We start from the raw sequence: 26,235 nt of genomic DNA on the forward strand, positions 1-26,235 counted from the left end.
TTTTTAATCAGAAGACAGATGAAGCGCTTACTTTGCTTCCATCCAGTTAATACCCGTGTGAATATCTACAACCAAGGGAACTGACAATTCTAAAGCTGATTCCATAATCGATTTGATTTGGGGTAATAAGATATCTAATTCCTGAGGAGGAATCTCAAATACGAGTTCGTCATGAACCTGCAAGAGTAACCTTGCCTCATAGCTTTGTAGCAGTTTATGGAGCCGAATCATCGCAATCTTGATAATATCTGCACTCGTCCCTTGGATCGGAGCATTCACCGCCGATCGCAACAGGGCAGCTTTATGATGTCTAGGCAATTTCTGAATGTTACGGAAGTAGCGCCTGCGTCCTAGGATTGTGGACACAAAGCCATTGGCTTCGGCTTCGGCTTCGATGTTTTCCATATAGCTAGCAATGCTGGCATAGCGTTTATTAAAGGCATCGATAAATTGCTTCGCTTCTTTTACAGAAACACCCGCTTCGCGACTAAACTTCTGGGCGCCCATCCCGTAAATCACGCCGTAGTTGATGATTTTAGCAAGACGACGTTCTTCGCTAGATACTTGCTCTTTTTCTAGCAATAACTGCGCTGTGCGGGTATGAACATCTTCACCTTTGCTGTAAGCCCTTACAAGTTCGGGTTCTTGACTGAGATGTGCCAAAATCCGTAGCTCGATTTGAGAATAATCGGCAGAGACTAACATCCAACCAGCTTCAGGCAAAAATCCTGCTCTTATGCGACGACTAAAAGCCGTGCGGATGGGAATATTCTGTAAATTTGGCTCGTTACTGCTCAAGCGACCCGTAGCTGCCCTAGTTTGGTTGTAGTCGGTGTGAATGCGCCCTGTCTTGGGGTGAACGATCGCGGGCAGCGCATCGACATAGGTGGATTTTAGCTTGGCTAGGGTACGATGCTTTAGCATGATATCGATTAAGGGATGTTCGCCTTGTAACTTCTCTAGTACGGTCACATCGGTGGAGTACCCCGTATTGCTCTTGCGGGTTTTCTTGGTAAACTTCTCGTCTAAGAGTTCTAAGAGAATTTCGCTGAGTTGCTTGGGGGAATTGAGATTAAATTCGCGACCAACTTGGGCATGAGCCTCGATCGCGATCGCATCGAGATCGGTTTCTAATTCTTGGGAAAGCTCGGCAAAATAGGCTTTGTCAATTCTAATGCCCGTCCATTCCATTTCAGCCAAAACAGCTTCGAGGGGAAGTTCCACCTCAGCGAATAGCTTCTGAAGTTCGGGCGTTTCTGCCAACATTTTTTCTAGAATTGGCATGAGTTTAAAGGTGGTATAGGTATCCATGCCGCAATATTGGGCGACTTCAGGGATGGCTACCTCGGCGATCGATTTGCGCTTGCCCACCAATTCCTTAAAGCTTTTGGCTTTGATATTTAAGAATTCGCGGGACATGGCATCTAAACTGTGCGATGCTTCGGGGTCGATCGCATAACTTGCCAGCATGGTGTCAAACACAACCCCTGCAAGTTCGACGCCTACGGCTTTAAACATGAGGCGATCGAATTTAGCATTTTGCAGAACTTTGGGGCGATCGGGATCTTCTAACAAGGGCTTCAAGGCTCGAACCACTTCAGACAGCTCCAGATTTTGTCCTTCCATATGGCTGATGGGAATATAGGCAACATCGCCGATCGCATCGCCCCAGCAGCAACCGATCCCCACCAAGTCAGCATCATGGGGATTGAGCGAGGTAGTTTCCGTATCCCATGCCACAGGCGATCGCAGGGCTTCTAGCCTTTGTGTTAGCTGCTCTAAGCGATCGTGAGAATTAATTATCTCTACATCTAAGATAATGGAATTGCTTTCCTCTGTTGGGGCAGCCTTGGCTTCAGCTAAAGCCTTCGCCTCTTCCTCGGCAAAACCAAACCACAGCTCATCGTCAGTTTCAAGACTTTCAGATTTAGGAACTTCCTGTAGTTTCTTTTTATTCGCTTTTGTGGCACTTGTCTGGCTGTAATCGCCACTTAATTTCGACTGAATCTGATCGACTTTATTCACAAATGCTTTCAGTTCCAAGGTTTGGAGTAATGGAACTAAGGTCTCTGTATCAAAACCCGTAAGTTTGCAAGTTTCGATATCGATTCCCAAAGGAACATCCTTCTTGATCGTCGCCATAAACTGCGAATGCTTTGCGGCTTCCACGCCTAGCTCTAATTTCTGTTTGACGGCTCCTTTCATCATGGGTACAGACGCCAAAATCTTTTCTAGGTTGCCATATTCTTCTAAGAGCTTGGTCGCTGTTTTTTGACCGATTCCGCGCACACCGGGGATATTGTCAGAGCTATCACCGCATAGGGCTTTGTAGTCGATGACTTGTGTGGGCAATATACCCAACTTTTCCTTTACCTCTGCCGCATGAAACTCTTGAATCCTATCTTTTTGTCCTAAATGTAAAACTGAGATGCTCTTGTCAGCATCAATCAGTTGAAACATATCCTGATCGCCACTCAAAATCTTGACGGCATAGCCTGCGGCACTTCCCTGTTGCGACAAAGTCCCGATGACATCATCCGCCTCGAACCCCGCTTGCACGATCGCAGGCAGATTCATCTTTTCGAGAATGCTTTGCAAATTTGCCAAGTCTGGAATGAAATCCTCAGGGGTTTCCGCACGTCCTGCTTTATAGGTATCGTCGGCTTCATGGCGAAAGGTGGGTGTGGCTAGATCGAAGGCGATCGCCACAGCCTGCGGCTGCTCGCGGTCTAAAATCTCTAGCAAGGACTTCAAAAAGCCAAAACAGACACTGGTAGGGATTCCCGTAGAGGTGCGCAGTCCGCCATCACCGCGATAGGCAAAGGCATAGTAAGACCGAAATGCCAGCGAATGCCCATCGACGAGCAGAAATACAGGTTTTGGGTTATTTGGCAAGTTCATGGGACTGAAAAGAATAGAGATGGTTTAGTCTGTCTGTCCAAAATTCTAGACTGCTTTTTAGTCTAAGCCCTAATTAATTAGGGTTAATATAGTGGTGGCTATGCTAAATTACCGTGAACGAAAGCTTTAGTTTCTGGGCGCATAGACGATCGCAAATGCACCCAAAAGCGCGATCGCGGCTCCTAGAAAATCAAAGCGATCGGGCGATATGCCATCAACTCGCCAACCCCAGAGCAGTGACAGCACGATAAAAATACCACCATAGGCAGCATAGGTACGACCAAAATTTGTCGGCTGGAGCGTGGCAACAAAGCCATAACCAATTAGTAGAAGTGCCCCCAATAGAGCCACCCAGATGCTTTTACCTTCCCGTAAATATAACCAGATCAGATACCCACCCCCAATCTCACAGAGACCCGCCAAGAAAAAATAAACCAGAGATTTGAGAATTGCCATGATGGTTTTGTCGTGCCGATCGCAAAGTTATACCATTTCCCAAAATCCTCTGCCTAAAATTCAAAGTCGATCGGCTTCTGCTCTGCTACGACGCTCAGGTAAGAAATACAACATATCACATCAATCTCATTGATTTCCTAATACTGCGATTCCGTTCGGGATGCATACTGCCGCATTAAGAATGCATCTCTAAAAATTATCGAATGGAACGCGATCGGCGATCGCAAAGTTGGGCTTGTTGTTGATTTTTTAGATTAACCAAGGCTGACATTTTCGTACATTTTAAAGTGCTCCCCATTGTCAAGACTAAAACTATAAAAGTTAAGATGGAAAGCTGCATCAACAAAAGGTATCAAAATAGCTACATATTTACTTCCCTGTTAGAGCTGTTTAAAATGAACTGCTGCAGGAGTTCGATAGTCCAAAGACTGGTGCAGTCTTTCATGATTGTAGAAGTAAAAATATTTGTCCAACTCCTGTATCGCCTCTTTGACCGATCTGTCGCAATTTCAAGAGAAATTGCGACAGATCGGGTTTTGTGTTCCGCGCGGAGCGCGGTCTTTTCAAAAAGATGCGTTGTCATTTTTTGAAAATGGTATTACATGAAAAACGCGTCTGTACAGACGCGTGAAGATATTGTGAGCGGCGGCAATTTATAAATTGCCCCTATCTTTTGATGATTAGATAGCCTTTATTCACTTAACGCTACCAGTACCAAAAGTTCCTGGGGTGAGCTTTAACTCCTGAGTTCTTTGTGTCTTAAACCCTTCAACTGCGCTGTTTATGGAATCATTTTGCTGTTCGCGAAACTGATCGGATGAGCGCCCACCATTCAGCTGAGAATTATGAATCAACTGCATAATGTTTAAATTGCTGCCCGTGATCGTGTAGGGCGAACCACCCGCCTGTTGATTATCTTTTAACGTTTGGTCAGATAGTGTAGTAGCACCAGTAGTCTGAGCTGCAACCCTACCAACTCCTGCCACAGAAAGCGTACAAGCGATCGCAGCACAACTAGCTAACCCTAAAGCAAACATTTTTGTAGACATAACCATAGCCTCGCAAAATTCAACTCAAAATTCTAAACGGATGACAGTCGATCGGTAAAAATGCTTTATCAACAAATCTTTTGGAAATGGTTTATTGCTACCTATCTGGCATTTACAGATAAATCACACCTATTATATTTCACAGAACATTCGTGCTGTTAAGACTACTCTCGTAAGAAAGAGCCTAAAACTACATACCATCCCAATTAAAATAGTAACAGACTTAAAAAATAACAAGAAACTTACAAAATATTTACGATGACTAAAGCAACTTGGAATGGTGTTGTACTAGCAGAAAGTGACAAATGTGAAGTAGTTGAGGGCAATCAATATTTTCCACCTGACGCGATCGCAGCCGAATATTTCAAACCCAGTAATACCCATACCACCTGTCCTTGGAAAGGCGTGGCAAGCTATTACACGGTTGAGGTAAATGGCAAAACTAATCCAGATGCCGCATGGTATTACCCAGAGCCTAAAGATGCCGCCAAACAGATCAAGGGCTATATTGCTTTTTGGAAAGGGGTCAAAGTAGAGAAAAGTTAAGACTTTAACCAACCCAAACCTATGCGATCGCGTAGGAACCCCACAAACCACTAAACAAAGACGAAAAATATAAATGTTTGATGCAGATGTAATTGTGATTGGCTCTGGTATTGGTGGGCTAGTCACGGCAACCCAACTCGCCGCTAAAGGGGTTAAGGTTTTAGTCCTAGAAAAGTACCTAATTCCAGGAGGTAGTGCGGGTTACTTTGAAAGGGAAGGATATCGCTTTGATGTGGGGGCGTCGATGATCTTTGGCTTTGGTAAGCAGGGCACGACCAATCTCCTTACCCGTGCGTTAGACGCCGTCAAGGTTCAGATCGAAACGATTCCAGACGATGTCCAAATTCACTACCATCTGCCCGATCGCTTAGATATTAAAGTCGATCGCTCCTATGAAAAATTCATTCAAGCGTTAGGCGATCGCTTTCCCCACGAACGCCAAGGCATTCGCAAATTTTATGACGAATGCTGGAAAGTATTTAATTGCCTCAATGCGATTGAACTATTGTCCTTAGAAGAGTTCCGTTATTTGATGCGGGTGTTCTTTCAAAATCCTATGGCTTGCTTGGGCTTGGTGAAATATCTGCCGCAGAATGTTGGCGATGTTGCCAAGCGTTATATTTCCGATCCAGAACTGCTGAAGTTCATTGATATGGAGTGCTACTGTTGGTCGGTTGTGCCTGCGGACAAAACACCGATGATCAATGCTGGCATGGTGTTTAGCGATCGCCACTACGGCGGCATTAACTATCCTAAGGGAGGCGTTGGCAAAATTGCCGAAACCCTAGTAGATGGCTTAGAAAAAGCAGGCAGCGAAATTCGCTATGGGGTCAGAGTGACGCAGGTGATCCCGAAATCGAAGACCAAAAATGGTGCGATCGCTGTAAAACTCTCCAATGGTGAAACCCTGACAGCACAACGTGTCGTGTCCAATGCCACCCGATGGGATACCTTTGAATATCTGCTCAAAGATGAGACGATGCCTGCTTCCGAACAACGATGGCAGCAACGATATCAAAAATCCCCAAGTTTCTTGAGCTTACATTTAGGCGTTAAATCGGAAGCAATTCCATCGGACTCAGCCTGTCACCACATCCTGCTCGAAGATTGGGCAGATATGCAAAAATCTGAGGGCACAATTTTTGTGTCAATTCCCACCCTGCTCGATCCGAGTCTTGCGCCAGTGGAACATCACATCGTCCATACCTTCACACCTAGTTGGATTAGCGATTGGGAAGGCTTGAGTCCCTCAGAATACGAACATCGCAAGGAAGAGGCTGCTTTTAAGCTGATTGCTCGGCTAGAACGGATTTTCCCGACCCTGAGTCAAAATCTCGATTACCAAGAAGTGGGAACTCCCCGCACGCACAGACGCTTTTTAGGGCGAATGGATGGAACCTATGGTCCAATTCCCCAACGTAAGCTGATGGGGCTATTAGGTATGCCGTTTAACCGCACCTCAATTCCCGATCTTTACTGTGTGGGGGATAGTACTTTCCCTGGACAGGGTTTAAATGCCGTAGCCTTTTCGGGTTTTGCCTGCGCTCATCTCGTTGCTTCCACGTTGAAGTTATAAAAGTTATTGAACGTGAATTCGGTTTAACGATCGCAAGCTTGCTAAGATCGGACAGCTTAATCTATTGCCCAAAACCATGCAGCCTGCCGTAGAAACACCACAACCTCTACCTAGGCAATCAATTGCCACAAAAGCGATTGTGGGGATTCTATTTTTGCTGTGGACGCTCTTTTTGAGTGGTATTACTTGGGAAATTCAGCATTCCTGTGTGCCGATCGTTTCTTGGAATGGCACATTGCCTGCCAAATGCCATCCTAAAGAAGATAATGCGGCGCGGCGATCGCTCGTTCCCAATTGGTTGACATCCCATAGTAATCAGAATAATCAGAGCGATCGCAATACCCCCACCAGTTTTAAATCGCAGGATAACCGCGTAGCAACTAGCCGCGATCGAAAGCCTAGCGATAAAATGCCCCCCAATACTGTAGGAGCCGCCGCAGGTGCGGCTGTCGCGATCGTCTCTGCCATAGCTGGAGCCCCTGCGATCGTCACGGTTGGTCTTGGAGTAGCAGTGTGGTTTTTCGTTAAATTTTTCACCAAAGCTGCCAGTATCTCGTAAAGTGTAAAAGTTGTCCCTTCGACCTCACGAGGTATACCTATGCAGTCTTCCTCCAAACCTGATACCAGCATTTCTGAGACTAGTAAAGCCGTTCAGTCCACGCAACCCGCACAGGTTGCAACTCCATCCCCTGAATTGCAGGCAAAAAACGTTGCTGCGTCGGGAGAGTCCCCCAGTACGAGTCTTATGTCAGGGCTGGCAGAGCGCTGGGCTGCCTTGTCTGGGAATCGCACCCTCATGGCTGGGCTGCTCGGCGTGTTGGTGCTGACCATGTTCTTGTTTGCGAATAAAGGAAGCAACAACTGCATCTTTAGTTTTAGTAGCTGCAACCCGATCGCGCCAGTTGCCACCGTACCCGTAATTTTGGCTCTTGGAGCCAGTGCTGCAACCGTACTCGTGCTAACCACCGCACTTGGAACCTCTGTGATGGTGGCGGTTGGTGCGGGATTTGTCGTGGGTTGGATCGTCAGCCAATTCATGCATTGAGCCTTGTCAGTTTTCAGATCCCCAACTTTTTCTGATTTACGCCCATCAAGATCTTAAACTTTGCCAAAAAGCCGAAGATCCCTTTGGCAGTATAGCTTTCAATAATCATGCACTTTATCGAACTTCAGAACGTTTCTAAACGCTTTGGGCAGAAAGTCATTCTCCAAGAGATTAGTTTGACCGTTCGACAAGGGGAATTTGTCGTCCTGCGTGGCACGAATGGCGCGGGCAAAACCACCTTGCTCAGTATCATCCTCGGCTTGTTACAGCCAGATACGGGGACGGCTCTGTTATTGGGGCGATCGCCACGCCTTCCTGCCGCCAAAAAACGCGTAGGTGTGGTTTTGCAGAAGGTGAGACCGCCCAAAAATCTGAGGGTTAAGGAACTAATTGACCTCGTGCGCAGTTACTACCCTGATGCGCTCTCTACTGAAGAGATCCTCAATACAGTGAACTTAGCGGGAAAGCACAACGACTGGGCAGCGGATCTGTCAGGCGGACAAGAACAGCGGCTGTTGTTTGCTCTCTCCTTAGCTGGCAAGCCCGATCTGCTCGTGTTAGACGAACCGACGCGCAACCTCGATCCTGAGGGCTATACTGACTTTTGGAAGCAACTGCGTCTCTGCGCGTTCCAAGGCAAAACTGTCTTGATGGTGACGAACAATCAAGCTGACTGGAAAGAGTTAAACAGCCTCGCAATGCGAACGATTACCTTGCAGGATGGTCGCATTCAGGAAGATCGGCAGAGTGCGATCGGCAAAATGCCAACTCCTTCTGAGACAGCGCCTAAACAGGTGGCGATGTCGAAGGGCGGTATACCCGTTTATTCCTTCGCGGGTACAAATTCGGAGAGCATATTGCGTGCGGCAAATGATACGCCAGCAGAGAGCTCTTCAATGTTGCTCTATGGGAATGACAGCCGATCGCGAGGATTTTTGCCGCAACTTTGGGCAGAGTCGCTACAGTTATTGCGAACACCCACCTATGCGATTGGCATCTTTCTGTTTTCCAGTGCGATCGCTTTGTTCCCACCCGACGAGCGCTTGGGCATGTTAGGCCCAATTTTCTTTGCGGGGCTGAGCCTGCTGACCATCGCCTTTGAGCGCACAGGCAAGCGGGTTGCGGTTGAGCGGGTCGAGGGTTGGCTGAAACTATTGCGCGTCACACCTTTGCATCCCTTTGCCTATCTGTCGGCAAAGGTGGTGATGTCGTTGGCGATCGCGACGATTAGCCTACTCATTGTCTTGGGGCTAGGGGCTTGGAAACTTGGCATCGATCAGTCTTGGGGACAGCGATCGCTAGAATTTACGATGTTGCTTTTGGGCAGCATTCCGTTTACGATTTTCGGCTTGGCGTTAGGCTATCTGGTCAATCCCAAAAGTGTGGATTCCATTGCTGGCTTAGCGATTCCGATCGCGCTGTTTACCTGCGGGTTGCCTTTACCCGTTCCTCAATCCGTTCAAGATGCGATCGCCTATTCGCCCTTCTACCACTACGGACAACTGGTGCTCTGGTCGGCAGGGCAGCCCTACGACGGCTATTTCTGGCTGCATCTGATTTGGCTGCTATGGACGGGCTGTGCTTTTGCCTTCCTTGCCAATTGGGCTTACCAACGCGATCGCGCGGTGGAGTAAAACACCAAGTCAAAAAATGCCGATTGCCGATCTCAAAATTCGCAATCAAACAAACGCGATCGCATGAACTCATTCTGAATCTGTAGTTTGCTTGGCAAAAAACAAAACTCGTTCTACTTCCCAGAATCCCAGCTTTGTATGGAATTCATAGCTTGCTGCGATATGCTTCAACTCAGACATAGCCTGTTTATCTGAACTGCATCAAAGAATATAGGCTTCTTGTTCTTCTGTATGTACCATGTATCTATTGCAGCCGTGAGATAAATTAGGACATCTATTCTGGATAATTGCCTCGCGTAGCAAGGCTTCTAAAAAGCTAATAGCTAATAGCTGAATGCTAACCGCTATATATAGAGATAGTTTTCTGTGTCAGTCTTTGCATAACGCAATCAGCATAGGGCTTCACGATTGCGCGAAGTTCGATAAAGAGATGACTGAAATCCGAAATTGGTGTCTCTTAATTTGATGGAAACTAATGAAACTGATTAAAGGGGAATCCTGACAATTTAGCTGCACGTTCCTTATTATTTTGAAGACCAATCTTCGGGTTTCAATCGCGTTACGAATGTATACCCACCTTTACCATCTGGTTGGTAAATCACTGCTTCTCCTTCGGCAAGTACCAGTCCAGTTAGGGCTTTAATATTTGTGCCATGAGCGAAAATAACAGTATTCGTTCCTTTTGCTGGAGCTGAGACTAAAAAAGGGCGCAATTCAGTCCAGATCTGTTCGCGAGGGTTCCCATCTAACGTTGGAGCCACTGTAACAAGGGTGCCAAGTAGATACCAAGAAGTTTCCATTGCATTGCAAGCAGGGCTTGAGATCGCTTTACCTACAGGAATTTTCAGAGCATTGAACTGGCTTTTTATCGTTTTTATGACTTTAATGCCAGACTCTGTGATGTGCCGTTCTCCTTTACAATCCTTGATTTGTGTAGGTAGTTTATCGTCAGGACGTGCGTCATTACTAGCTAACCCGTGGCGGAAATAGATTACGTAACCACCTTGACGCAGATTAGACTGCAAACTCTCATTCGCTTTTGAAGACTCACAAAATCCGCTAACTGCAATTGCTACACTAGCTACACAAACGGCTACGACTTCTCTGAAACGCTTGCCAATGCTCATGATGTTTTGTCACCTCGTGAAATAAACACTCACTTATTTTTGCACGGAAAGATTATGAATTCCTTAAGGGAAAGTTTAGAGGGATCTTAATAATCACAGCTTCTTTTTACATCAATCTCATTGATTTGTTGCCTTTTGGGAAGCGCTCTCCCTGCCTTGGTAATACTGCGATTCCCTTCGGGATGCATACAGTTCACGCCTTTTCTGTGCCTTCACTTTCAGGTAGGCTAGCCTGTTTTACCAAGGCTAATTCTTTTTCTAAAAGGTTAACACGCTCTAAGAGTTGCTGATTTGCCACCATTAACTCTTGGCTGCGGTTAGATAAATATGGATCTGACTCCCACCAGTTAATGCCAATTTCTTTGGCTTTATCGACAGAGGCAATTAAAAGGCGAATCCGAATGCTTAATAATTCCACATTACCGACTGATACGGTAATATCGCCTGCAATCACAATCCCTTTATCTAAGACGCGCTCTAGGATGTCAGCAAGGGAAGAACCATTGACGCTGCTTTTGATTGCTTGAGTCATTATGGAAGTTGATCGAGTAAATGAGTAAGAATTTCTGCGGTTTGATCGGATTTCCCATAGCGAGAGAGTAGCACATCAAAGCAGATCGCGCGAAAATCGGCATTTTGTCCCGATACAGGAATCTCATGATCTTGGCAGATTTTCCCAATCATTAGACAAACGCGCAAGCTAGATGTTTTGGTTTGCTCTGCCTTGTGGCGAAAGCTGCGAATTAAATTGAGTAACTTTAAGGCTTGGATCCGATCTAACCCTACTCGCGTGACCAAAATCTGCTTTTCAGTATCAATATCGGCTTCACCAATATCAATGGTAACCATGCGATCGAGCAGCGCGTCTTGGGTAGGATGAACCCCCGCATATTCTTCGGGATTAGAGGTAAAGATGGCACGAAATAAAGGATTGACTCGCACGTACTCAGATTGAGAGCTATCAGGCGGAAGAACGATTAGCTTTTCTTCTAGCGTACTCAAGAGCGCATTATTTGCCTCAGGACGAGAGCGGTTAAATTCATCGTAAATGAGCGTAAAGCCTTCTCTTGCTGCCAAAGTGAGGCGAGAGTCTACCCAACTTTGGCGCATATCGTCTTCGACCTTGAGCACAGAGTGAATGTAGTTATCTACAACTTTTTTGCGCGTGTAACCCGATGAAGAACCAATCAATTGCGAAGACCGTAACTCTTCATCACCATAAATCAAAACCATGGGACGACCGAGTAGCCCTGCTAGGTGCATGGCTAAAGTGGTTTTACCCGTTCCCGCAGGCCCGCGCAAATGGATCGCAAAGCCCGATTGCAAATAGCGTAAAGCCCGACGAACAATCTGCTTTGTAAATTCTGTGCTAACAAATTGTCTCGGATTTGCTTGGAGAACTGTGGTCATGGGTTTAGGAATTAAAGGATTGTTAAGGCTTGATGACTTTAAAACAAAGATTTGTGGTTTCGATCGGCACGAGAATTAAACACCTTATACATTTTTTGTCTATAGAGGCAGACTGTTTGCAGACAGGCATCGGCTGCTTAAATTTTCGATCTTTAATTTTGGAGAAGACAATCTAGGCATTACTTGCAATGCCTTCTGCCATTTGCAGAAGTGCATTAAGAATGTCAGAAGGATCGACTTTGAGTTGATTAGCCCCTTGAGCTAGTAAGTCTCTTACTGTATCGCGATCGCTTATCACTTGTAGCAATGTTTTCCCGTCAGCTAGATTCGCCACATAATCATGGATAAATCGATCTACTTTATTGACAGATTTAACGGTTACATCAGGTAAGACCTCATTTACCTTAGTTACAACGACTTCTGGCATTTTTTCAGGGGCTTTTTCGATCGGCTTTTGTGGAACTGTGACAGGAGGTGCTTCAATCGCCTTTGTCGCAAAGCTTTTTGGCTTTGGACGCGAAGCCTTTCTTCTGTTGTTACTTATATTGCTGACAACATTAGCAATAGATGGGGAGACCGCAAGAATTTCTGGACTGGGCGGCGTAACTTCGGTCTTAGGCTCAGTTACAACGCTAATTTCATCATTCAACCCACCCCAAACCGACTGCTTTAGCTCTGTGTAAAAGTCAGATAGTTGTTGTTTGAGCGTCTCGGCTATAACAGAGCGATCGCCACTCATTTGTTGCAGTTGTTCTTGTACATCCGCTGCAAACTGAGCAGTTTGCTCCGCTCGCTGCTCTTGGTCTTGCATTGCCTGTTGCGTGCGATGGAGTCGAGTTTGCTGCATTTGTAATCTTGTCGTCGCAGTCCGAAGTTGGACTTCACGATGCCTTGCTTGGCTAGCTTGCACAGCCGTGGTTGTGCGAATTTTTGTGAGTTGCGTTAAGTGAGATCGTATGGCATCAGAGCGATCGGCGACTTGATTTAACCGAGCGGCGGCTTTTGCCGTTGCCGACATCAATCGACTTCTTTGGATCTGACTGAGCTGCGATCGGGTTTTGCTTGCTCTAGTTGATACTTCTTTAACCCTCTGCACTCTGTCTTGTTTCGTGGATGTCAGGCGAGTTTTTCGGATCTCACTTAAGTGAGTCTGAATTTCGCTTGAGCGCACTTTATACTCCAGGAAACGTTCTTCTTGGGTCTCAGCAGCAATCTCTTGGCGAAACTGCTCGAGTTCTAAACGGTCTTGTCTTGCTTGGGCTAAGTCATCGGCAAGGGCAGCAAACTGTGCCTGAAGTTGTTGCGCTCTAGCCTGTTGCTCTCGCTGAAACTCAGCTAAAAATCCTGCTCTTTCTTCTAATCTTTTTTGTCTTGCTTCTGCGAACATCTGCATTAGAGAAGTCATTGTTTTATCCTCACTACTTACTGAATTTGGATATATAGTCGGTTTAGAGCTTTTTAAATAATGCTTGAGCGTTTATTTGGAAAATGTGTAATGCAGCTCTTGTTGATGCAATTTCTGCTGATGCAAATTCATGAAATTCTTGCATGTGTTCTGAAATACTCCCCCCCGAAATTGTTCGATCGATTTCATTTTACGTTAGAAAACTTGTCTTGCTGATCGGCTACTCTATGGAATTTTGAGCGTCACGAATAGAAAAATCAAAAAGGGACGCACTAACACGTCCCCCCCCTATTTGCAAAATAGTTATGAAATACCTATTTTTGCTGGCATACGAGTAGCTAAATTAATTTAGCTAATGGACTGAGATTGACAAATTCTTAAATGCGAGATTTTACAATCCAATATTTAAGAATTTAGGCTGCAGGTACAGCTGCAGATGTAGTCAGACCAACGGCTTCTGCATACTTAAGATAAGTTTCTACAGAAGCGATAACGACTCTAGCTTCAATCGATAAAAGCTCAATCCCCACCAATGAAACACGAACCCAAGCATCAATGACTATTCCCTTGTCAAGGATGCGATCGATCACCTCAGCCAAACTAGAGGATGAGTTAACTTTTTCAACTGCCATAATATTGTGCTCCTTTTATATATAGTTGCTTAGCACAGCCCCTAACTTTTTAATTGTCGCTTTAATTCGGGTTTAATGCAATAAGCAAAACTGCTAAATATTGACTGAAAGACTGTTGAGAATTTCTAGGAATTCGAGATTTCGAGAACTAATTATGTAAAGATTGATATTTTTAGTATTATTTTATTTAGATTTTATTTAGGGACACGATTCTAGAAATTCAAAAAGCTCAGATTCAGTCATGAACTTCTCGATTTTTTGAAGCTTCCAACTAAGTTTGGTTGGAACAATTAAACGTAGTGGAATAAGACGAGCCTAAAATGGTACGTAAAATTGCAGGGGATTTGCACTTCATTAGCCCTGTCGGTCTACTACGATGATTCATTTTAAATCCACCGACTTACTTAATGATAAAGTTTAGTTAAGATCCTTAATGCGTCTTTAACCCTCTAAATTGCTATTGCTTATGACACCTGATTCTTCTCCCACCAATGCCCCATTGAGGCAAACAACCAAAGATAATGCAGAGGAGAAGAAAGATAGCTATGTCAAGCTGGCAATGCGGAACATGGTCAAAAAACGAGCCACTTCTCTGTTTCATTTTGCCCTAACCACAGCAGGTGTCATAGGTCTGCTCGTAGGGCTTGCAGTTGTTTTTCATTAATTTTTTGGGTGATTCTTGAGTATTGATTTAATCGTAGATATTGATGCCGCGATCGCCGATCGCCCTCCAATTGAGGAGCAGGACTGGCAGAATTGGTTTGGTGTGTGGGCTGATTTCCTAACGCCTGACATCATGGCAACAGGAGCCTATGAGGTAGCTTTGCTAATCGTAGATGATGCTGAGATCCAAAAATTAAATGCTCAATATAGGCAACTAGACTGCCCTACAGATGTTTTGGCATTTGCCGCCCTTGAAGCTGATGTCCCTACTGTGCCACAAGAACTGATGGATGAGACCCTAAGGGATCTGGCACTGAGCGACGAGACAGTAAGCGAAGTGACACTGGGCGAGCCCTATTCTGAACCGACCTATCTAGGCGATATTATTATTTCAGTGACTACTGCCCAGCGCCAAGCCACCGAGCAGGGGCATAGCGTCAGACAGGAGCTTGCGTGGCTTGCAGCCCATGGCTTACTTCATTTGTTGGGATGGGATCATCCAGATCGAGAAAGTTTAGAGATCATGCTGGCACAACAAGAGGTGATGTTGCGATCGCTGCAAGACGCTAGGGTATATGAGCCCGTTACAAACTCACCGTCAAATTAATTGCGAGCAGTCAAAATACTAGACCAATTCTGAGACTGAAGGTAATCTAGACATGTTGCACAAAATCCCTGTAATGCAGTTCTATTCCGTCTAACGTCATTTCGCTTGCTAAGTCTAAATCAAATAAATTTATGGCAGCTAACGTTACATCTCAAAGCTTTTCAGAATCAAGCCTCTCCGAAACTAGTCAAGATGATGCTCGCCTGTTAGAGCCAACCTCAGATCCAGATTTACTCGATCCCAGTTTGCTAGATCGAAAGCCTTTAAATCTTCCCACCTTTCATACTCCCTCATTACAGGTTGCTACTAGTTTACGACTCAGTTTTAAATTTGCTGGCGAAGGTATTGCTTACACATTCAAAACCCAACGAAATTTTCGGATTCATCTGGTTATGGGTGTTTTGGTGCTGGGGCTGAGTGTATATATCCAGTTACCGAGGGTTGATTTTGCGATCGTCAGTCTGATCGTCGCAGTCATCTTAATGATGGAGCTACTCAACACTGCCCTTGAAGCCGTTGTGGACTTGACCGTGGGCAAAACCTATCATAAACAGGCAAAGGTAGCAAAAGACTGTGCCGCTGGTGCTGTATTGGTTTCAGCGATCGCAGCTCTTGTTATAGGAGGAGCATTGATATTACCTAGAATGCTCGTACTTTTAAATTTGGCTCAATAGGTGTTCTTAGGAGTCTGAGAGCTAACACAAACTAGAGTCTTTCATTTCTTGTAATTTGCGATGGCTAAATTTGACTCGCTTAATTTGCTTTTCGCACAGTTTCTCTAAATCTTGGCGAGCAATTTCTGTTCCTTGCTGAGCATTGGTAGGATGATCGAACACGATCAGACTATCTACTTGCTTGAGTCCGATCAGGCGAAACAGAATATCGATAATGCCATATTCCACACATTCAATATCTGGACTGGCAAGTTTTAAGCATTCAATATTTGCCGTCGTTCGGCTACAGTAGGCATACACGACGGTCTTTTCGATATCGGGCGATTCACGATTGCTTAGCGTGTTTAGTAGCCAACCACCATATCGATCTTGAATCACAAAATACTTGAGGTGTCTGAGTCGAGCGGCGATCGCTTTTAGCACCGTGGCAACTAAATTTACTGCCCCAGGTGTCGCACCATCGTTGGGTGCATTTTTGATTAATAAAGCAATTTGCCGATCTAGAAATCTATCGTTTTGAGACATATTGGGTGGGACAGTAAAGTAGTCAAAAGAGAAGCTGGTAGGTGGTTGCGAGCTTTGCGATTACATCGTTCCTTTAAATAGTCCTTGTGGCTTAAATAATAAAACAAGAATCATAATTAGCAACCCCACTCCTAGTTTATAATCTGTGCCAATACAGTACTTCGATAGTTCGCCTAGCGAGGTTGGGCAAGTAGTCGCAACTTCTTGGGCAACACCGATGATGATTGCCCCCGCGATCGCCCCGTAAGGATTGCCAATGCCACCCAAGATCACAGAGGCAAACATAGGCAACACCAAAAACCAACCCATATTCGGACGCAAATTGGTGATTAAGCCGTACATCGTACCACCCAAAGCCGTTAAACCACCTGCAATGACCCAAGTCCAGAGAATCACAGCATCGACATTAATGCCTGTCACCCTTGCCAATTCGGGACTGTCGGCAACTGCACGCATAGCACGTCCAATTTTGGTATATTGCAAAAGACAGTACAGCCCTACAATCACGACGATCGCTGCCGCAATCACAATGGCGCGATTGGTTGTGATTAAAAAGCCAAATAGATTTAAAGCTGAGTAAGTTGGCAGGTTATATTTATGTGGCGCTGTACCCCAAATTAGCACGATCGCATTTCGAACCACCAGTGCCAGTCCAATCGATACAATCATCATCGTTGTAGGTGTGACGCGGCGTGCTCTCAGCGGTGACCACAGGATTTTTTCACATATCAGCACAAAGGCGATCGCGACCCCACAACCAAACAAGATCGATGACCAAATATCGATCTTCATGACGGTGTTGGCAAAAAATGCCAAATAAGCGCCTAGGGTGAGAATATCGCCATGGGCAAAGTTAGCGAGGCGCAAAATTCCGTAGGTTAAAGTTAAGCCCACCGCCGCCAGAGCAATAATGCTGCCCACAGCGATGCCGTCAATGCTTGATTGCAATATCTCCAGCATGTCTAGTTATTTCTGTCTCCTGAATGAGCGAACGATTTTCATGACATCAAGCCTTCAATAATATAAGAGAATTCGACCTTTAGAGGGGCATATCAGGGGGCACATAAAAAAGACGATCGCGCATTTGCGATCGCCATACCCAAGATTTATACCCAAATTTTTGAACAGACAAAGCTAGGTTTCTGACTAATAACTTAATGTTTTGCTCAACGTTCTGCGTAAATCGCTTTTGCGAATCTAGAAACCAAAACTATGAAATAGCTTTTGCTACGGCTTTGAGTGGCGTTGTCCCCCTGGATCTCGGTCTATTTCTTTCTTCTTCCGTTACAGGGGTAATTTCAATGTGGTTGAATAGAGTGGTGACAAAAGCAAACAGTAGAAAAGGAAGGGAAGTAACAATAATTAAACCCACCGCTGCGAATGAATAAATAGGATGGCTCATTAAGGCTAGAGCTGAGGCTAGACTTGCAAAAATTACACCTACCCAAACAATGATTTGACCAAAGATGTCACCCAGAGAAAGGGTGCAAGTGAAGCGATATTTACCTAGTTCGTTCATAGCCTTTTACCTATTTTTAAAATTTGACTAAATTTTTTGACTTTATTTCACTAAACTTTCCAACTAAATTTCGCTGCCTGTAAACCTTAGAATAGATAAATTACTTGCATTTATACAGAGATAAAAACCGAGGCTAGAAACGCAAACTTCAGCAAGTCTAGTCAATGAGTTGCATCAAGCTCTGCATTCCCAAATTGGGCTCTGTAGAATGCAATGTAATTTAGTAAAGTTTTTTTAGTTATTGGATCGCATTATATAAAACTTCTTTATGTTTTTTAGTTACGTTTTATTTAGGGATTGGGATAAAGATTAACTTATGTGGGCTGAAATTGCTGAGCGTATTTCTCAGGCGATCGGTGAAAAATTTAGCGTAGAGTATCGCCAACCCCTAGGTGGTGGCAGTATCAATCATGCAGTTTGCCTGATCGATCGCGATCGCAAATTTTTTGTTAAAACCAATATCGCTGCAAAAGTTGCTATGTTTGAAGCCGAAGCGATCGGGCTGCAGCAGATGTACGACACACAAACCATTCGCGTGCCTCGACCGATTTGCTGGGGAGTTCAAGGAAGTTCATCATACATTGCGATGGAATGGATCGCGTTTGGTGGTCAACAAGACTGGGATTTACTCGCTTGCAAACTGGCTGCTATGCACCGCATCACCAGCACGCAGGGCTTTGGCTGGCAACAACAAAATACGATTGGCTCAACCCCTCAGATCAATACTTGGACATCTGACTGGGTAGAATTTTGGCTAGAACATCGCCTTGGCTATCAACTACAACTGGCCAAAAGACGTGGTTTTAGCTGTCGCGTATCCGATCGCCAGCTCTTTGATGCGATACCGCCGCTTTTTGAAAACTATCAACCACAGCCTTCTATGGTTCACGGCGATCTATGGGGTGGCAATGTTGCATTCGCTCAGGGAGAACCCGTAATTTTTGACCCTGCTTTATACTTTGGCGATCGCGAAGTCGATCTTGCCATGACCGAACTCTTTGGTGGCTTTTCATCGCAGTTTTATCAGTCTTACGATCGGGCTTTCCCTCTGAATGCGGGCTATAAACGGCGCAAAACCCTCTATAACCTCTACCACATTCTCAATCACTTTAACCTGTTTGGTGGGGGGTACGGACAGCAGGCTAGCCAAACGATCGAACAAATTTGTCGCGATCGATAATTCAGCATACAACTGTAAATTGTTATAGTGATGGCAAATTCAGTTAAACGTTAGAGAAAAAGTCATGAGAGTCTTACATACGATGATTCGGGTAGGCGATTTAGAGCGTTCCATTAAGTTCTATTGTGATGTTTTAGGTATGCAGCTATTACGAAGAACGGATTATCCGAATGGTAAGTTTACGCTTGCTTTTGTGGGCTATGGCGATGAGAAAAGTAATGCTGTGATTGAGTTAACCCACAATTGGGATACAACATCCTATGACTTAGGCAATGGATTTGGTCATGTGGCATTGGGTGTGGATAATATCTATGCTGCCTGTGCGAATATCAAAGAACTGGGTGGGAAGGTTACGCGCGAACCTGGTCCTATGAAGCATGGGAGCACTGAAATCGCCTTTATAGAAGATCCTGATGGCTATAAGATCGAGTTGATTCAGCTAAAAGGACAATAAGAATTTTAAGAATTTCGGGAAGTGGAGCATTCATATTAAGGGAATTCCCTCTAGAATGCTTCTCTCCAATCGTCCAAACCTGAATCACTTTCTGACTGAGGGCAGTTTATACCAAGGCAAATGGGGATATTCGTGGTGTTCCCAATGATAGCCAAAGTGATAGCAAGCTAGAAATGAGAGCATCACTGGAAAATTACTACTCATGGCATGATGTCGATTGGTATAGCCCTGTTGGGGCTCACGATGGGTGAGGAACGTCCCAAAAAGGAACAATTGCATGGAACTCAGCAAAATCGGCAAGATCCAAAACAGCAAAAGATTGATGGGCGAAACTTGCATACCCAGTCTGAGCGAATGGAAGATAACCGTAAACCCCACAAAAATCACAACTAGTTGACGGCGATCGAGATAGCGAACCATAAACGCCATATACCAAGCGATCGCATTCTTATGCCGTCCGTCATGGAAGTCTGGGTCGCCTGCCCTACCAGGATTTTTATGATGGAGACCGTGGTTTTTAAGGAACTTCGCATAGGGCAAGAGTGCGTAGATTGCGATCGCGATTCTACCAAACCAGTCATTCACTCTGCGATCGCCTGTAAATACCGTCCCGTGGGCAGCATCATGGGCAACGATAAATAAGCCCGTATGCAAAAAGGTTCGCCCCAGAACCGCCAAAATCACGAATAGAATCGGCATCTCTGCGAGATTCATACTTAAGCAAAAGTAAAGTGCGATCGCCCATAAACCCAAAATCCCTAAACCGATCGCAATTCCTTGATAGCTGGCGAAGTTATATAAGCTTGGCTCCTGCTTGACCAGAAAGCTGTTTAGAGGTGCGATCGTTTGCGAGTTCATGCGTACGGTTTAAAAGTTTTTATGTCTTTACAAATCGATTGTATATTTATATTAAGTTATTTTAAGAAATTTTGCGATTTTCTGTCTGTAGGCTGAGATATTAGCTGCAAGATCTTAGATCTCCGACTTTTGGGGCAAAGTTGGAGAATCAGAAAAAGTCGGGGATCTCTCTATAACTTGATTGGAGCCAAAATAGTTTTGAGATCGGGGTTCGTTAAGATTCGGGAGCGCACGATGGTTCAAGCAGCCACCAAATTCCTAACAGCGAATGAATTTATTCGAGACTATGGCGATCGCTATCGCCATGAACTCATTGATGGGGAACTGAACAATCTGCAATCTCGTTGGGGATGAATATCAAAAGCGGTTATTCCAAAATAACGATTCCCTCGTTTTTAACGTTTTCCCAGATTTACAACTCACGGCAAATCCAGTGTTTGCGGCAAGCCTGTAAGTTGCGCTCGGGTTCTTATAAGGTAAACTTGTTGAGAGTCATGTTCTCCTCGCATTGGGAAGATTAAAAATGATCCAAGCCATAGCCCCAACACTGACATTACAAGAATTTCTGCAACTTCCAGAAACAAAACCTGCGAGCGAATATATTGAAGGTCGAATTTCCCAGAAAATTATGCCACAAGGAAAGCATAGTGCGATTCAGACAGAGTTGGCATCATTGCTCAATGCGGCTCTGCGATCTAAGCGGATTGCGCGGGCTTTTGCGGAATTGCGTTGTACCTTTGGCGATCGCTCCATCGTTCCAGATATTTCAGTATTCAGTTGGGATCGGATTTTGCGCGATGAGAACAGCGAAATTGCCAATGCATTTCAGATTGCGCCAGACTGGACAATTGAAATTTTGTCACCCGATCAAAGCCAAACAAAAGTTACAAAAAATATTTTGCATTGCTTAAAATATGGAACTCAAATGGGTTGGCTAATCGACCCCAGCGAACAAACGGTGTTTGTTTACGAATCGAAGCGAGAGATTCAGGTTTTCGATTTACCAGAAACAATGCTCCCTTTTCCTGATTTTGCCAACTTAGTGCAACTCAGTTTGCGAGATCTGTTTGAACTGTTGCTTGCATAGGAAGAATTGGTACGAAAAGATGTTTTTGTGAATACCTCATACTATCCCTGTGATTTTTTCGTAAAACTTGGTAGCCTATTAGTAGGTTTTGGATTTTGAGAACTACCGAATTAATTTTTATAGAAGGGCTAGATTATGAGACGCAATTCAATCCTCCCCTCTATGGTGACTGCCATAGCGATCGCTTTCACTTCCACTGCTTTAGCTGCTCCCTTTACGTTTAATTCATCTTCCAGTAATTCGCTCGACTCAGGTTTAAGTAAAAAAGACACGCGAATAAGTTTTGAGAACGAATCAGTAATTTTTGTCGCTCCCAAAAAAAATGCCAATCCCACTGGGAATACAAACATAACGGTTGATGGCACAGAGGCACATCCCTTTCCTTCCATTACTGCTGCTTTAAGCACGAATCCACCTGCCAATACAATTATTCAACTAGCCACTGGGACTTACAGTGTTGAGACAGGCGAAAGCTTTCCGATTAAACTGCCCCAAGGGGTTGTACTGCGCGGCGATCCTGAGATTAAGGGAAAAGGGATTGTCATTCTTGGTGGGGGAAAGTATCTCAGCCCAACATTTGCAGGACAGAACGTTACGATCTTAGCGGGGAGCGACTCGCGCATTGAAGGCATCACGATTGAGAATCCCAATACGAGGGGTACAGGGGTTTGGGTTGAATCGCAGAAGCGCGTGACGATCACCAATAACACCTTTACAAAAAACAACCGCGAAGGTGTATTTCTCACAGGCGATGCCAATGCATCTGTGATCGATAATCTATTTAGCCAGAATGGTGCGAATGGACTTTCCGCTGTCGGGACAAGTACTGGAGAGATTCGGTTCAATACCTTTGATAACACAGGATTTGGCTTGGCGATCGGACAAAGATCGAATGTATTGGTGCAGAAAAATCGCATTCTCAATAACATGGATGGCGTGGTGATTTCCAATCTCTCTACCCCAAAGCTTCGAGACAATTTGATTGCAAATAACAAACGCAATGGCTTGGTGGTTTTACGCGATCGCAAAGGTCAGCCCAACCCCGATCTAGGCATGCCTCAAAGTTTGGGTGGCAACATTTTTAAAAATAACGGTGATAAAGATATTAATAATTCCACCGCTGCAACCTTAGTGGCAGTGGGGAACGATCTAGATCGCAACAAGGTCGCTGGTCTCGTAGCCCTAAATCCTGCCAGTATGCCAACCGCGATCACTACGACCCCTACAACTCCTAAAAATCCTACAATTCCTCCTGTGGCGGCGCTACCAAACCCTAAACCGATTGCACCCTCTGTATCTCAGCCAACGCCTAAACCATCACCAAATCTAACCCCAACCCCTAAACCTTTAGCTGCAACTCCAACTGTTAAACCAACCGTCAAGCCACCCCTGAATCCAGTTGCGAATCTACCAACGACGACGACAACTCCGAAACCTGCTGTAGTATCCCCACTCCCAAAACCAACCGTAGCGACTACAATTCAGAAACCTGCTGAAGTAACTACGATTCCGACTCCCTCTGTAGTATCCCCACTCCCGAAACCTGCTGTAGCGATCGCGCCTTCACCAAAGCCAGCACAAGGAAGCGAATCACTACCCTCTGCCCTACTGGCTCCTACGGGTGCAAAGCTTCAAAGTGCAGAACCCCAGCCAAGTCTCGATCGACCCAGTACAGAAGCGGCGATCGCATCTGTAGCAGAAACAATGTATCTGTCTTCTGTCACCATCATGAAGGAGGTTTCGCCATCCCTGCCTTTACCTGTTACTTCCCCATCTACAGTCAACCCTACTACACCCAAACCCGCTACACCCAAACCATCAGTAACTACTGTGGCACAGTCAAAACCGATGAATTCTCCTAAGCCGCAAACTCAAACACCTAAAGCCCCAGCACCTAAAGATCGAGCCGTTTCGATCGCGTCATCCCAGCAAAATTTGGCAAACTTACTGCCCAACAGCGTGCCGATTCCGCAAACCTTTGCCTTTACGCAACCACTCAATATGCCGATCGCTTTGCTCGTCCCACCCTCTAGTTTCGAGCTAAGCCGCTATATTGTGATTATTCCCTCAAGTTCGCCCAACATTTTATTTCAGGTTCGCAGTATTGTCCCAACGGCTCAAATTGCCCCTTCAAGGCTAGGAAGTCATATTCGCGTGCAGGGCTACCCCGATCGCGATCGGGCTGAGGTATTAAGTGCTATTTTGCGATCGCTTGGTTTAGATTCGAGGGTGGCTTACCACAGCAGCCTATAATTGAATAGCTCTATCTTTAGTTAGAGCTAGAAATGTATCATTTCAGAGATACAATTTCAGTAAGAAATCTTAACAATAAGTATATTTACTCAATTTTTATGGCTATAGCACCCACAATTGCAACAGAGCAGATCGATCGGATTGTTTGGAATCAGCATCACGATCCTTACTCTGTCTTAGGTCCCCATGAAATTGAGTTAGATGGTAAATCTGTCTGGGTGATTCGTGCCTACCTGCCTGATGCTACTGCCGTTGCTGTTGTTAATCCTGACGAAAAAAGCCACTATCCCATGCAGTCAGTGCATCACCCTCACTTTTTTGAATGCGTGATCGCGGATGCCCCACAACTATTTAGCTACAAACTTAAAGTGACCGAACCGGGCGGCGATCGCCTGATTTACGACCCTTACTATTTCAAGTCACCCCTTTTGACTGACTTCGATCGCTACCTATTTGGCGAGGGCAATCATTACCAAATTTACGAAAAAATGGGCGCTCACCTCACCGAAGTGGATGGGGTAAAGGGTGTATATTTTGCGGTTTGGGCTCCCAATGCTCGCAACGTTTCATTACTCGGTGATTTTAATTTATGGGATGGGCGCAAGCACCAAATGCGCCGCGTCGAGCCTGGAGTATGGGACTTGTTTATTCCTGACATTGGTGCAGGTACAGCGTATAAGTACGAAATTAAAAATTCAGATGGGCATATCTACGAAAAGTCCGATCCCTATGGATTTCAGCAAGAAATTCGCCCCAAGACAGCCTCGATTGTGGCTGACCTCAGTACTTACCAGTGGCAAGATCGGGACTGGATGGAAACGCGCCGCAACACCGATCCGCTGAAAAAGCCCGTCTCAGTCTACGAACTGCATCTGGGATCTTGGATGCATGGGGCGATCGAACAGCCTCCTGCGGATGGCTATCCCGCCGTTTCTGCCGCTGACCTAAAGCCTACGGCGAGATTTTTAACCTATCGCGAACTGGCTGATAAACTGATTCCCTACGTCAAAGAGCTAGGCTTCACCCATATTGAACTGCTCCCGATCGCCGAGCATCCCTTTGATGGCTCTTGGGGCTATCAAGTGATCGGACATTATGCTGCCACTTCCCGCTACGGTACACCACAAGACTTAATGTACTTGATCGATCGCTGTCATGCCAATGGCATTGGCGTGATTGTCGATTGGGTTCCAGCCCATTTCCCCAAAGATGGTCATGGCTTGGCAAACTTTGATGGGACGCACTTATACGAACATGCCGACCCTCGCATTGGCGAACATAAGGAATGGGGAACGTTAATTTTTAATTATGGTCGTAACGAAGTTCGTAACTACCTCATTGCGAATGCCCTCTTTTGGTTTGACAAGTATCACATCGATGGAATTCGCGTCGATGCGGTGGCTTCTATGCTCTACCTCGACTACAACCGCAAGCAGGGCGAGTGGTTACCAAACCAATATGGCGGTCGCGAGAATATCAGTGCGATCGAGTTGTTCCGTCACCTCCATAGCATCTTGTTTAGCTACTTCCCCGGCGTCCTCTCGATCGCCGAAGAGTCTACTTCCTATCCCATGATCACTTGGCCGACCTATGCGGGTGGCTTAGGCTTTAACCTGAAGTGGAACATGGGCTGGATGCACGATATGCTCGACTACTTCAGCATGGATCCTTGGTTCCGTCAGTTCCACCAAAACAACGTCACCTTTAGCATCATGTATGCGTTCAGCGAGAACTTCATGCTGGCGCTATCTCACGATGAAGTCGTCCATGGCAAGAGCGCTATGCCTGGTAAAATCCCTGGGGATGAATGGCAGAAGTTCGCCAACCTGCGCTGTCTATATGGCTATATGTTCACCCATCCCGGCAAGAAAACTCTGTTCATGGGCATGGAATTTGCCCAATGGAGTGAATGGAACGTTTGGGGCGATTTGGAATGGGGTCTACTTCAATTTGCTCCTCACAAGAATCTTCAGAAGTTCGTTGGCGATCTTAATGGCTTGATCAAGGCTGAACCTGCTTTGCACACCCTAGATTTCTCACCTGAAGGTTTCCAATGGATTGCTTGCGATGACACGAATAACTCCGTTGTGGCGTTTATCCGTCGCAGCGACAATGGCGAATTTATCGTTGTTGCCTGTAACTTTACCCCTGTCCCCCACGGCGACTACCGTATCGGCGTTCCTGCTAAGGGATTTTACAAAGAGATTCTCAACAGCGATGCTACGATTTACGGTGGCAGTGGCATGGGCAATCTGGGCGGTAAATACTCGGATGACTGGGGTTGCCACAATCAACCCTATTCGCTAAATGCCTGCCTGCCTCCTTTAGCAGTCGTTGCCTTTAAGTACCAAGAAACAAAAGAAGAATAGAATCATCTTTAGAATTTAACAATAAGAATTGAGTGAAGTCGGGTTTTGATTTCGCTCAATTTTTTTGCTAGGATTTCTGATGTGTCCAACTTATCGGCTGCACAAGTTGAAGTGAAGGACATTTGCGGGAAGATAATAAGTATCTGATACCAATTTAAAGGCGTAGGATAACAGATAGACTAAACTAGAGAAAAAAGTATAAAGGCAGAAGTAAGATGGCAGGGAAAACAGCGATCGTCATCAAAGAAACAGAACAAGAACTAGC

At 45.3% G+C, this 26,235-nt stretch carries 25 protein-coding genes and 2 pseudogenes; 14 read left to right on the top strand and 13 right to left on the bottom strand.

Translation table 11 applies throughout. The features are described from left to right. Nucleotides 1-27 precede the first annotated feature (27 nt). The 4 genes and pseudogenes from polA to ACP2WE_RS22895 all read right to left on the bottom strand — a co-directional run bounded on the left by polA (nt 28) and on the right by ACP2WE_RS22895 (nt 4,406). Complete coding sequence (gene polA, locus ACP2WE_RS22880) at nt 28-2,901, bottom strand: DNA polymerase I (protein ID WP_425217840.1); 2,874 nt, start codon at nt 2,899-2,901, stop codon at nt 28-30. 126 nt (nt 2,902-3,027) lie between these two features. Then, on the bottom strand, nt 3,028-3,357 hold the full coding sequence (locus tag ACP2WE_RS22885) for a YnfA family protein (protein ID WP_425217841.1): 330 nt from the start codon (nt 3,355-3,357) through the stop codon (nt 3,028-3,030). Between the two features lie 380 nt (nt 3,358-3,737). After that, a pseudogene (locus ACP2WE_RS22890) lies at nt 3,738-3,845 on the bottom strand (integrase core domain-containing protein); the annotation flags it as partial. 207 nt (nt 3,846-4,052) lie between these two features. After that, entirely contained in the window at nt 4,053-4,406 is a 354-nt protein-coding gene (locus ACP2WE_RS22895; protein ID WP_425217842.1) for a hypothetical protein, read from the bottom strand. A 258-nt stretch (nt 4,407-4,664) separates the two neighbouring features. On the opposite strand from ACP2WE_RS22895, the gene ACP2WE_RS22900 reads away from it, so the two are divergent. The 5 genes from ACP2WE_RS22900 (at nt 4,665) to ACP2WE_RS22920 (ending at nt 9,207) form a co-directional block, all read left to right on the top strand. Next, entirely contained in the window at nt 4,665-4,952 is a 288-nt protein-coding gene (locus ACP2WE_RS22900; protein ID WP_425217843.1) for a DUF427 domain-containing protein, read from the top strand. A gap of 73 nt (nt 4,953-5,025) precedes the next feature. Next, on the top strand, nt 5,026-6,528 hold the full coding sequence (crtH, locus tag ACP2WE_RS22905) for a carotenoid isomerase (protein WP_425217844.1): 1,503 nt from the start codon (nt 5,026-5,028) through the stop codon (nt 6,526-6,528). A 76-nt stretch (nt 6,529-6,604) separates the two neighbouring features. Next, on the top strand, nt 6,605-7,087 hold the full coding sequence (locus ACP2WE_RS22910) for a hypothetical protein (protein ID WP_425217845.1): 483 nt from the start codon (nt 6,605-6,607) through the stop codon (nt 7,085-7,087). 39 nt (nt 7,088-7,126) lie between these two features. Then, entirely contained in the window at nt 7,127-7,573 is a 447-nt protein-coding gene (locus tag ACP2WE_RS22915; protein WP_425217846.1) for a hypothetical protein, read from the top strand. Between the two features lie 107 nt (nt 7,574-7,680). Continuing rightward, nucleotides 7,681-9,207, top strand: coding sequence for an ABC transporter ATP-binding protein/permease (locus ACP2WE_RS22920; RefSeq protein WP_425217847.1), 1,527 nt, complete (start codon nt 7,681-7,683; stop codon nt 9,205-9,207). 524 nt (nt 9,208-9,731) lie between these two features. Here ACP2WE_RS22920 and ACP2WE_RS22925 read toward each other — a convergent pair. The 5 genes from ACP2WE_RS22925 to gvpA form a co-directional block, all read right to left on the bottom strand. Further along, complete coding sequence (locus tag ACP2WE_RS22925; RefSeq protein WP_425217848.1) at nt 9,732-10,334, bottom strand: histidine phosphatase family protein; 603 nt, start codon at nt 10,332-10,334, stop codon at nt 9,732-9,734. A gap of 193 nt (nt 10,335-10,527) precedes the next feature. Then, a complete protein-coding gene (locus ACP2WE_RS22930; protein WP_425217849.1) occupies nt 10,528-10,866 on the bottom strand; it encodes a gas vesicle protein in 339 nt (112 codons plus the stop codon). After that, on the bottom strand, nt 10,866-11,744 hold the full coding sequence (gene gvpN / locus ACP2WE_RS22935; RefSeq protein ID WP_425217850.1) for a gas vesicle protein GvpN: 879 nt from the start codon (nt 11,742-11,744) through the stop codon (nt 10,866-10,868). Before gvpN ends, ACP2WE_RS22930 begins: the two co-directional genes overlap by 1 nt. Nucleotides 11,745-11,916: 172 nt before the next feature. Then, the gene (locus tag ACP2WE_RS22940; RefSeq protein ID WP_425217851.1) at nt 11,917-13,149 is read right to left on the bottom strand and encodes a coiled-coil domain-containing protein; all 1,233 of its coding nucleotides are present in this window, start codon (nt 13,147-13,149) and stop codon (nt 11,917-11,919) included. Between the two features lie 413 nt (nt 13,150-13,562). Further along, the gene (gvpA, locus tag ACP2WE_RS22945; protein WP_330483830.1) at nt 13,563-13,781 is read right to left on the bottom strand and encodes a gas vesicle structural protein GvpA; all 219 of its coding nucleotides are present in this window, start codon (nt 13,779-13,781) and stop codon (nt 13,563-13,565) included. Nucleotides 13,782-14,247: 466 nt separating this feature from the next. On the opposite strand from gvpA, the gene ACP2WE_RS22950 reads away from it, so the two are divergent. From ACP2WE_RS22950 to ACP2WE_RS22960, 3 genes are all read left to right on the top strand, one after another. Continuing rightward, complete coding sequence (locus ACP2WE_RS22950; protein WP_425217852.1) at nt 14,248-14,445, top strand: DUF3285 domain-containing protein; 198 nt, start codon at nt 14,248-14,250, stop codon at nt 14,443-14,445. A gap of 15 nt (nt 14,446-14,460) precedes the next feature. After that, on the top strand, nt 14,461-15,051 hold the full coding sequence (ybeY, locus tag ACP2WE_RS22955) for an rRNA maturation RNase YbeY (protein ID WP_425217853.1): 591 nt from the start codon (nt 14,461-14,463) through the stop codon (nt 15,049-15,051). Between the two features lie 131 nt (nt 15,052-15,182). Then, nucleotides 15,183-15,725 (top strand): diacylglycerol kinase family protein, encoded by a 543-nt coding sequence (locus ACP2WE_RS22960; protein WP_425217854.1) that lies wholly within the window; start codon nt 15,183-15,185, stop codon nt 15,723-15,725. Nucleotides 15,726-15,746: 21 nt separating this feature from the next. Here ACP2WE_RS22960 and ACP2WE_RS22965 read toward each other — a convergent pair whose 3' ends face one another. From ACP2WE_RS22965 to ACP2WE_RS22975, 3 genes are all read right to left on the bottom strand, one after another. Further along, nucleotides 15,747-16,250 carry a hypothetical protein gene (locus ACP2WE_RS22965; protein ID WP_425217855.1) on the bottom strand — a complete coding sequence of 168 codons (504 nt, stop codon included), beginning with the start codon at nt 16,248-16,250 and terminating at the stop codon, nt 15,747-15,749. 60 nt (nt 16,251-16,310) lie between these two features. Then, complete coding sequence (locus ACP2WE_RS22970) at nt 16,311-17,210, bottom strand: branched-chain amino acid ABC transporter permease (RefSeq protein ID WP_425217856.1); 900 nt, start codon at nt 17,208-17,210, stop codon at nt 16,311-16,313. Nucleotides 17,211-17,460: 250 nt separating this feature from the next. After that, a complete protein-coding gene (locus ACP2WE_RS22975; RefSeq protein WP_425217857.1) occupies nt 17,461-17,769 on the bottom strand; it encodes a hypothetical protein in 309 nt (102 codons plus the stop codon). A 316-nt stretch (nt 17,770-18,085) separates the two neighbouring features. On the opposite strand from ACP2WE_RS22975, the gene ACP2WE_RS22980 reads away from it, so the two are divergent. Together ACP2WE_RS22980 and gloA are read left to right on the top strand one after the other, a co-directional pair. Next, nucleotides 18,086-18,949, top strand: coding sequence for a fructosamine kinase family protein (locus ACP2WE_RS22980; RefSeq protein ID WP_425217858.1), 864 nt, complete (start codon nt 18,086-18,088; stop codon nt 18,947-18,949). Between the two features lie 64 nt (nt 18,950-19,013). Next, the gene (gene gloA, locus ACP2WE_RS22985; RefSeq protein ID WP_425217859.1) at nt 19,014-19,403 is read left to right on the top strand and encodes a lactoylglutathione lyase; all 390 of its coding nucleotides are present in this window, start codon (nt 19,014-19,016) and stop codon (nt 19,401-19,403) included. 84 nt (nt 19,404-19,487) lie between these two features. Here the strand turns inward: gloA and ACP2WE_RS22990 are convergent, their stop codons facing one another. Continuing rightward, nucleotides 19,488-20,261: a fatty acid desaturase gene (locus ACP2WE_RS22990; protein WP_425217860.1), complete on the bottom strand. Its 774-nt coding sequence runs from the start codon at nt 20,259-20,261 to the stop codon at nt 19,488-19,490. 328 nt (nt 20,262-20,589) lie between these two features. Here ACP2WE_RS22990 and ACP2WE_RS22995 point away from each other — a divergent pair. From ACP2WE_RS22995 to glgB, 4 genes and pseudogenes are all read left to right on the top strand, one after another. Next, nucleotides 20,590-20,715: pseudogene (locus tag ACP2WE_RS22995) on the top strand (Uma2 family endonuclease); the annotation flags it as partial. Between the two features lie 69 nt (nt 20,716-20,784). Beyond that, complete coding sequence (locus ACP2WE_RS23000; protein ID WP_425217861.1) at nt 20,785-21,348, top strand: Uma2 family endonuclease; 564 nt, start codon at nt 20,785-20,787, stop codon at nt 21,346-21,348. A 135-nt stretch (nt 21,349-21,483) separates the two neighbouring features. Continuing rightward, a complete protein-coding gene (locus ACP2WE_RS23005) occupies nt 21,484-23,601 on the top strand; it encodes a DUF1565 domain-containing protein (protein WP_425217862.1) in 2,118 nt (705 codons plus the stop codon). 98 nt (nt 23,602-23,699) lie between these two features. Further along, nucleotides 23,700-25,970: a 1,4-alpha-glucan branching protein GlgB gene (gene glgB / locus ACP2WE_RS23010; RefSeq protein ID WP_425217863.1), complete on the top strand. Its 2,271-nt coding sequence runs from the start codon at nt 23,700-23,702 to the stop codon at nt 25,968-25,970. The last annotated feature ends 265 nt before the right edge of the window (nt 25,971-26,235 follow it).

This window comes from Tumidithrix helvetica PCC 7403, assembly GCF_965232925.1.
Classification (GTDB): domain Bacteria; phylum Cyanobacteriota; class Cyanobacteriia; order Pseudanabaenales; family Pseudanabaenaceae; genus Tumidithrix; species Tumidithrix helvetica.

Bases quoted from the DNA above. Each gene is read 5' to 3' on its own strand.
- polA (WP_425217840.1), bottom strand. From the start codon at position 2,901: ATGAACTTGCCAAATAACCCAAAACCTGTATTTCTGCTCGTCGATGGG.
- ACP2WE_RS22885 (WP_425217841.1), bottom strand. From the start codon at position 3,357: ATGGCAATTCTCAAATCTCTGGTTTATTTTTTCTTGGCGGGTCTCTGT.
- ACP2WE_RS22895 (WP_425217842.1), bottom strand. From the start codon at position 4,406: ATGTCTACAAAAATGTTTGCTTTAGGGTTAGCTAGTTGTGCTGCGATC.
- ACP2WE_RS22900 (WP_425217843.1), top strand. From the start codon at position 4,665: ATGACTAAAGCAACTTGGAATGGTGTTGTACTAGCAGAAAGTGACAAA.
- crtH (WP_425217844.1), top strand. From the start codon at position 5,026: ATGTTTGATGCAGATGTAATTGTGATTGGCTCTGGTATTGGTGGGCTA.
- ACP2WE_RS22910 (WP_425217845.1), top strand. From the start codon at position 6,605: ATGCAGCCTGCCGTAGAAACACCACAACCTCTACCTAGGCAATCAATT.
- ACP2WE_RS22915 (WP_425217846.1), top strand. From the start codon at position 7,127: ATGCAGTCTTCCTCCAAACCTGATACCAGCATTTCTGAGACTAGTAAA.
- ACP2WE_RS22920 (WP_425217847.1), top strand. From the start codon at position 7,681: ATGCACTTTATCGAACTTCAGAACGTTTCTAAACGCTTTGGGCAGAAA.
- ACP2WE_RS22925 (WP_425217848.1), bottom strand. From the start codon at position 10,334: ATGAGCATTGGCAAGCGTTTCAGAGAAGTCGTAGCCGTTTGTGTAGCT.
- ACP2WE_RS22930 (WP_425217849.1), bottom strand. From the start codon at position 10,866: ATGACTCAAGCAATCAAAAGCAGCGTCAATGGTTCTTCCCTTGCTGAC.
- gvpN (WP_425217850.1), bottom strand. From the start codon at position 11,744: ATGACCACAGTTCTCCAAGCAAATCCGAGACAATTTGTTAGCACAGAA.
- ACP2WE_RS22940 (WP_425217851.1), bottom strand. From the start codon at position 13,149: ATGACTTCTCTAATGCAGATGTTCGCAGAAGCAAGACAAAAAAGATTA.
- gvpA (WP_330483830.1), bottom strand. From the start codon at position 13,781: ATGGCAGTTGAAAAAGTTAACTCATCCTCTAGTTTGGCTGAGGTGATC.
- ACP2WE_RS22950 (WP_425217852.1), top strand. From the start codon at position 14,248: ATGACACCTGATTCTTCTCCCACCAATGCCCCATTGAGGCAAACAACC.
- ACP2WE_RS22960 (WP_425217854.1), top strand. From the start codon at position 15,183: ATGGCAGCTAACGTTACATCTCAAAGCTTTTCAGAATCAAGCCTCTCC.
- ACP2WE_RS22965 (WP_425217855.1), bottom strand. From the start codon at position 16,250: ATGTCTCAAAACGATAGATTTCTAGATCGGCAAATTGCTTTATTAATC.
- ACP2WE_RS22970 (WP_425217856.1), bottom strand. From the start codon at position 17,210: ATGCTGGAGATATTGCAATCAAGCATTGACGGCATCGCTGTGGGCAGC.
- ACP2WE_RS22975 (WP_425217857.1), bottom strand. From the start codon at position 17,769: ATGAACGAACTAGGTAAATATCGCTTCACTTGCACCCTTTCTCTGGGT.
- ACP2WE_RS22980 (WP_425217858.1), top strand. From the start codon at position 18,086: ATGTGGGCTGAAATTGCTGAGCGTATTTCTCAGGCGATCGGTGAAAAA.
- gloA (WP_425217859.1), top strand. From the start codon at position 19,014: ATGAGAGTCTTACATACGATGATTCGGGTAGGCGATTTAGAGCGTTCC.
- ACP2WE_RS22990 (WP_425217860.1), bottom strand. From the start codon at position 20,261: ATGAACTCGCAAACGATCGCACCTCTAAACAGCTTTCTGGTCAAGCAG.
- ACP2WE_RS23000 (WP_425217861.1), top strand. From the start codon at position 20,785: ATGATCCAAGCCATAGCCCCAACACTGACATTACAAGAATTTCTGCAA.
- ACP2WE_RS23005 (WP_425217862.1), top strand. From the start codon at position 21,484: ATGAGACGCAATTCAATCCTCCCCTCTATGGTGACTGCCATAGCGATC.
- glgB (WP_425217863.1), top strand. From the start codon at position 23,700: ATGGCTATAGCACCCACAATTGCAACAGAGCAGATCGATCGGATTGTT.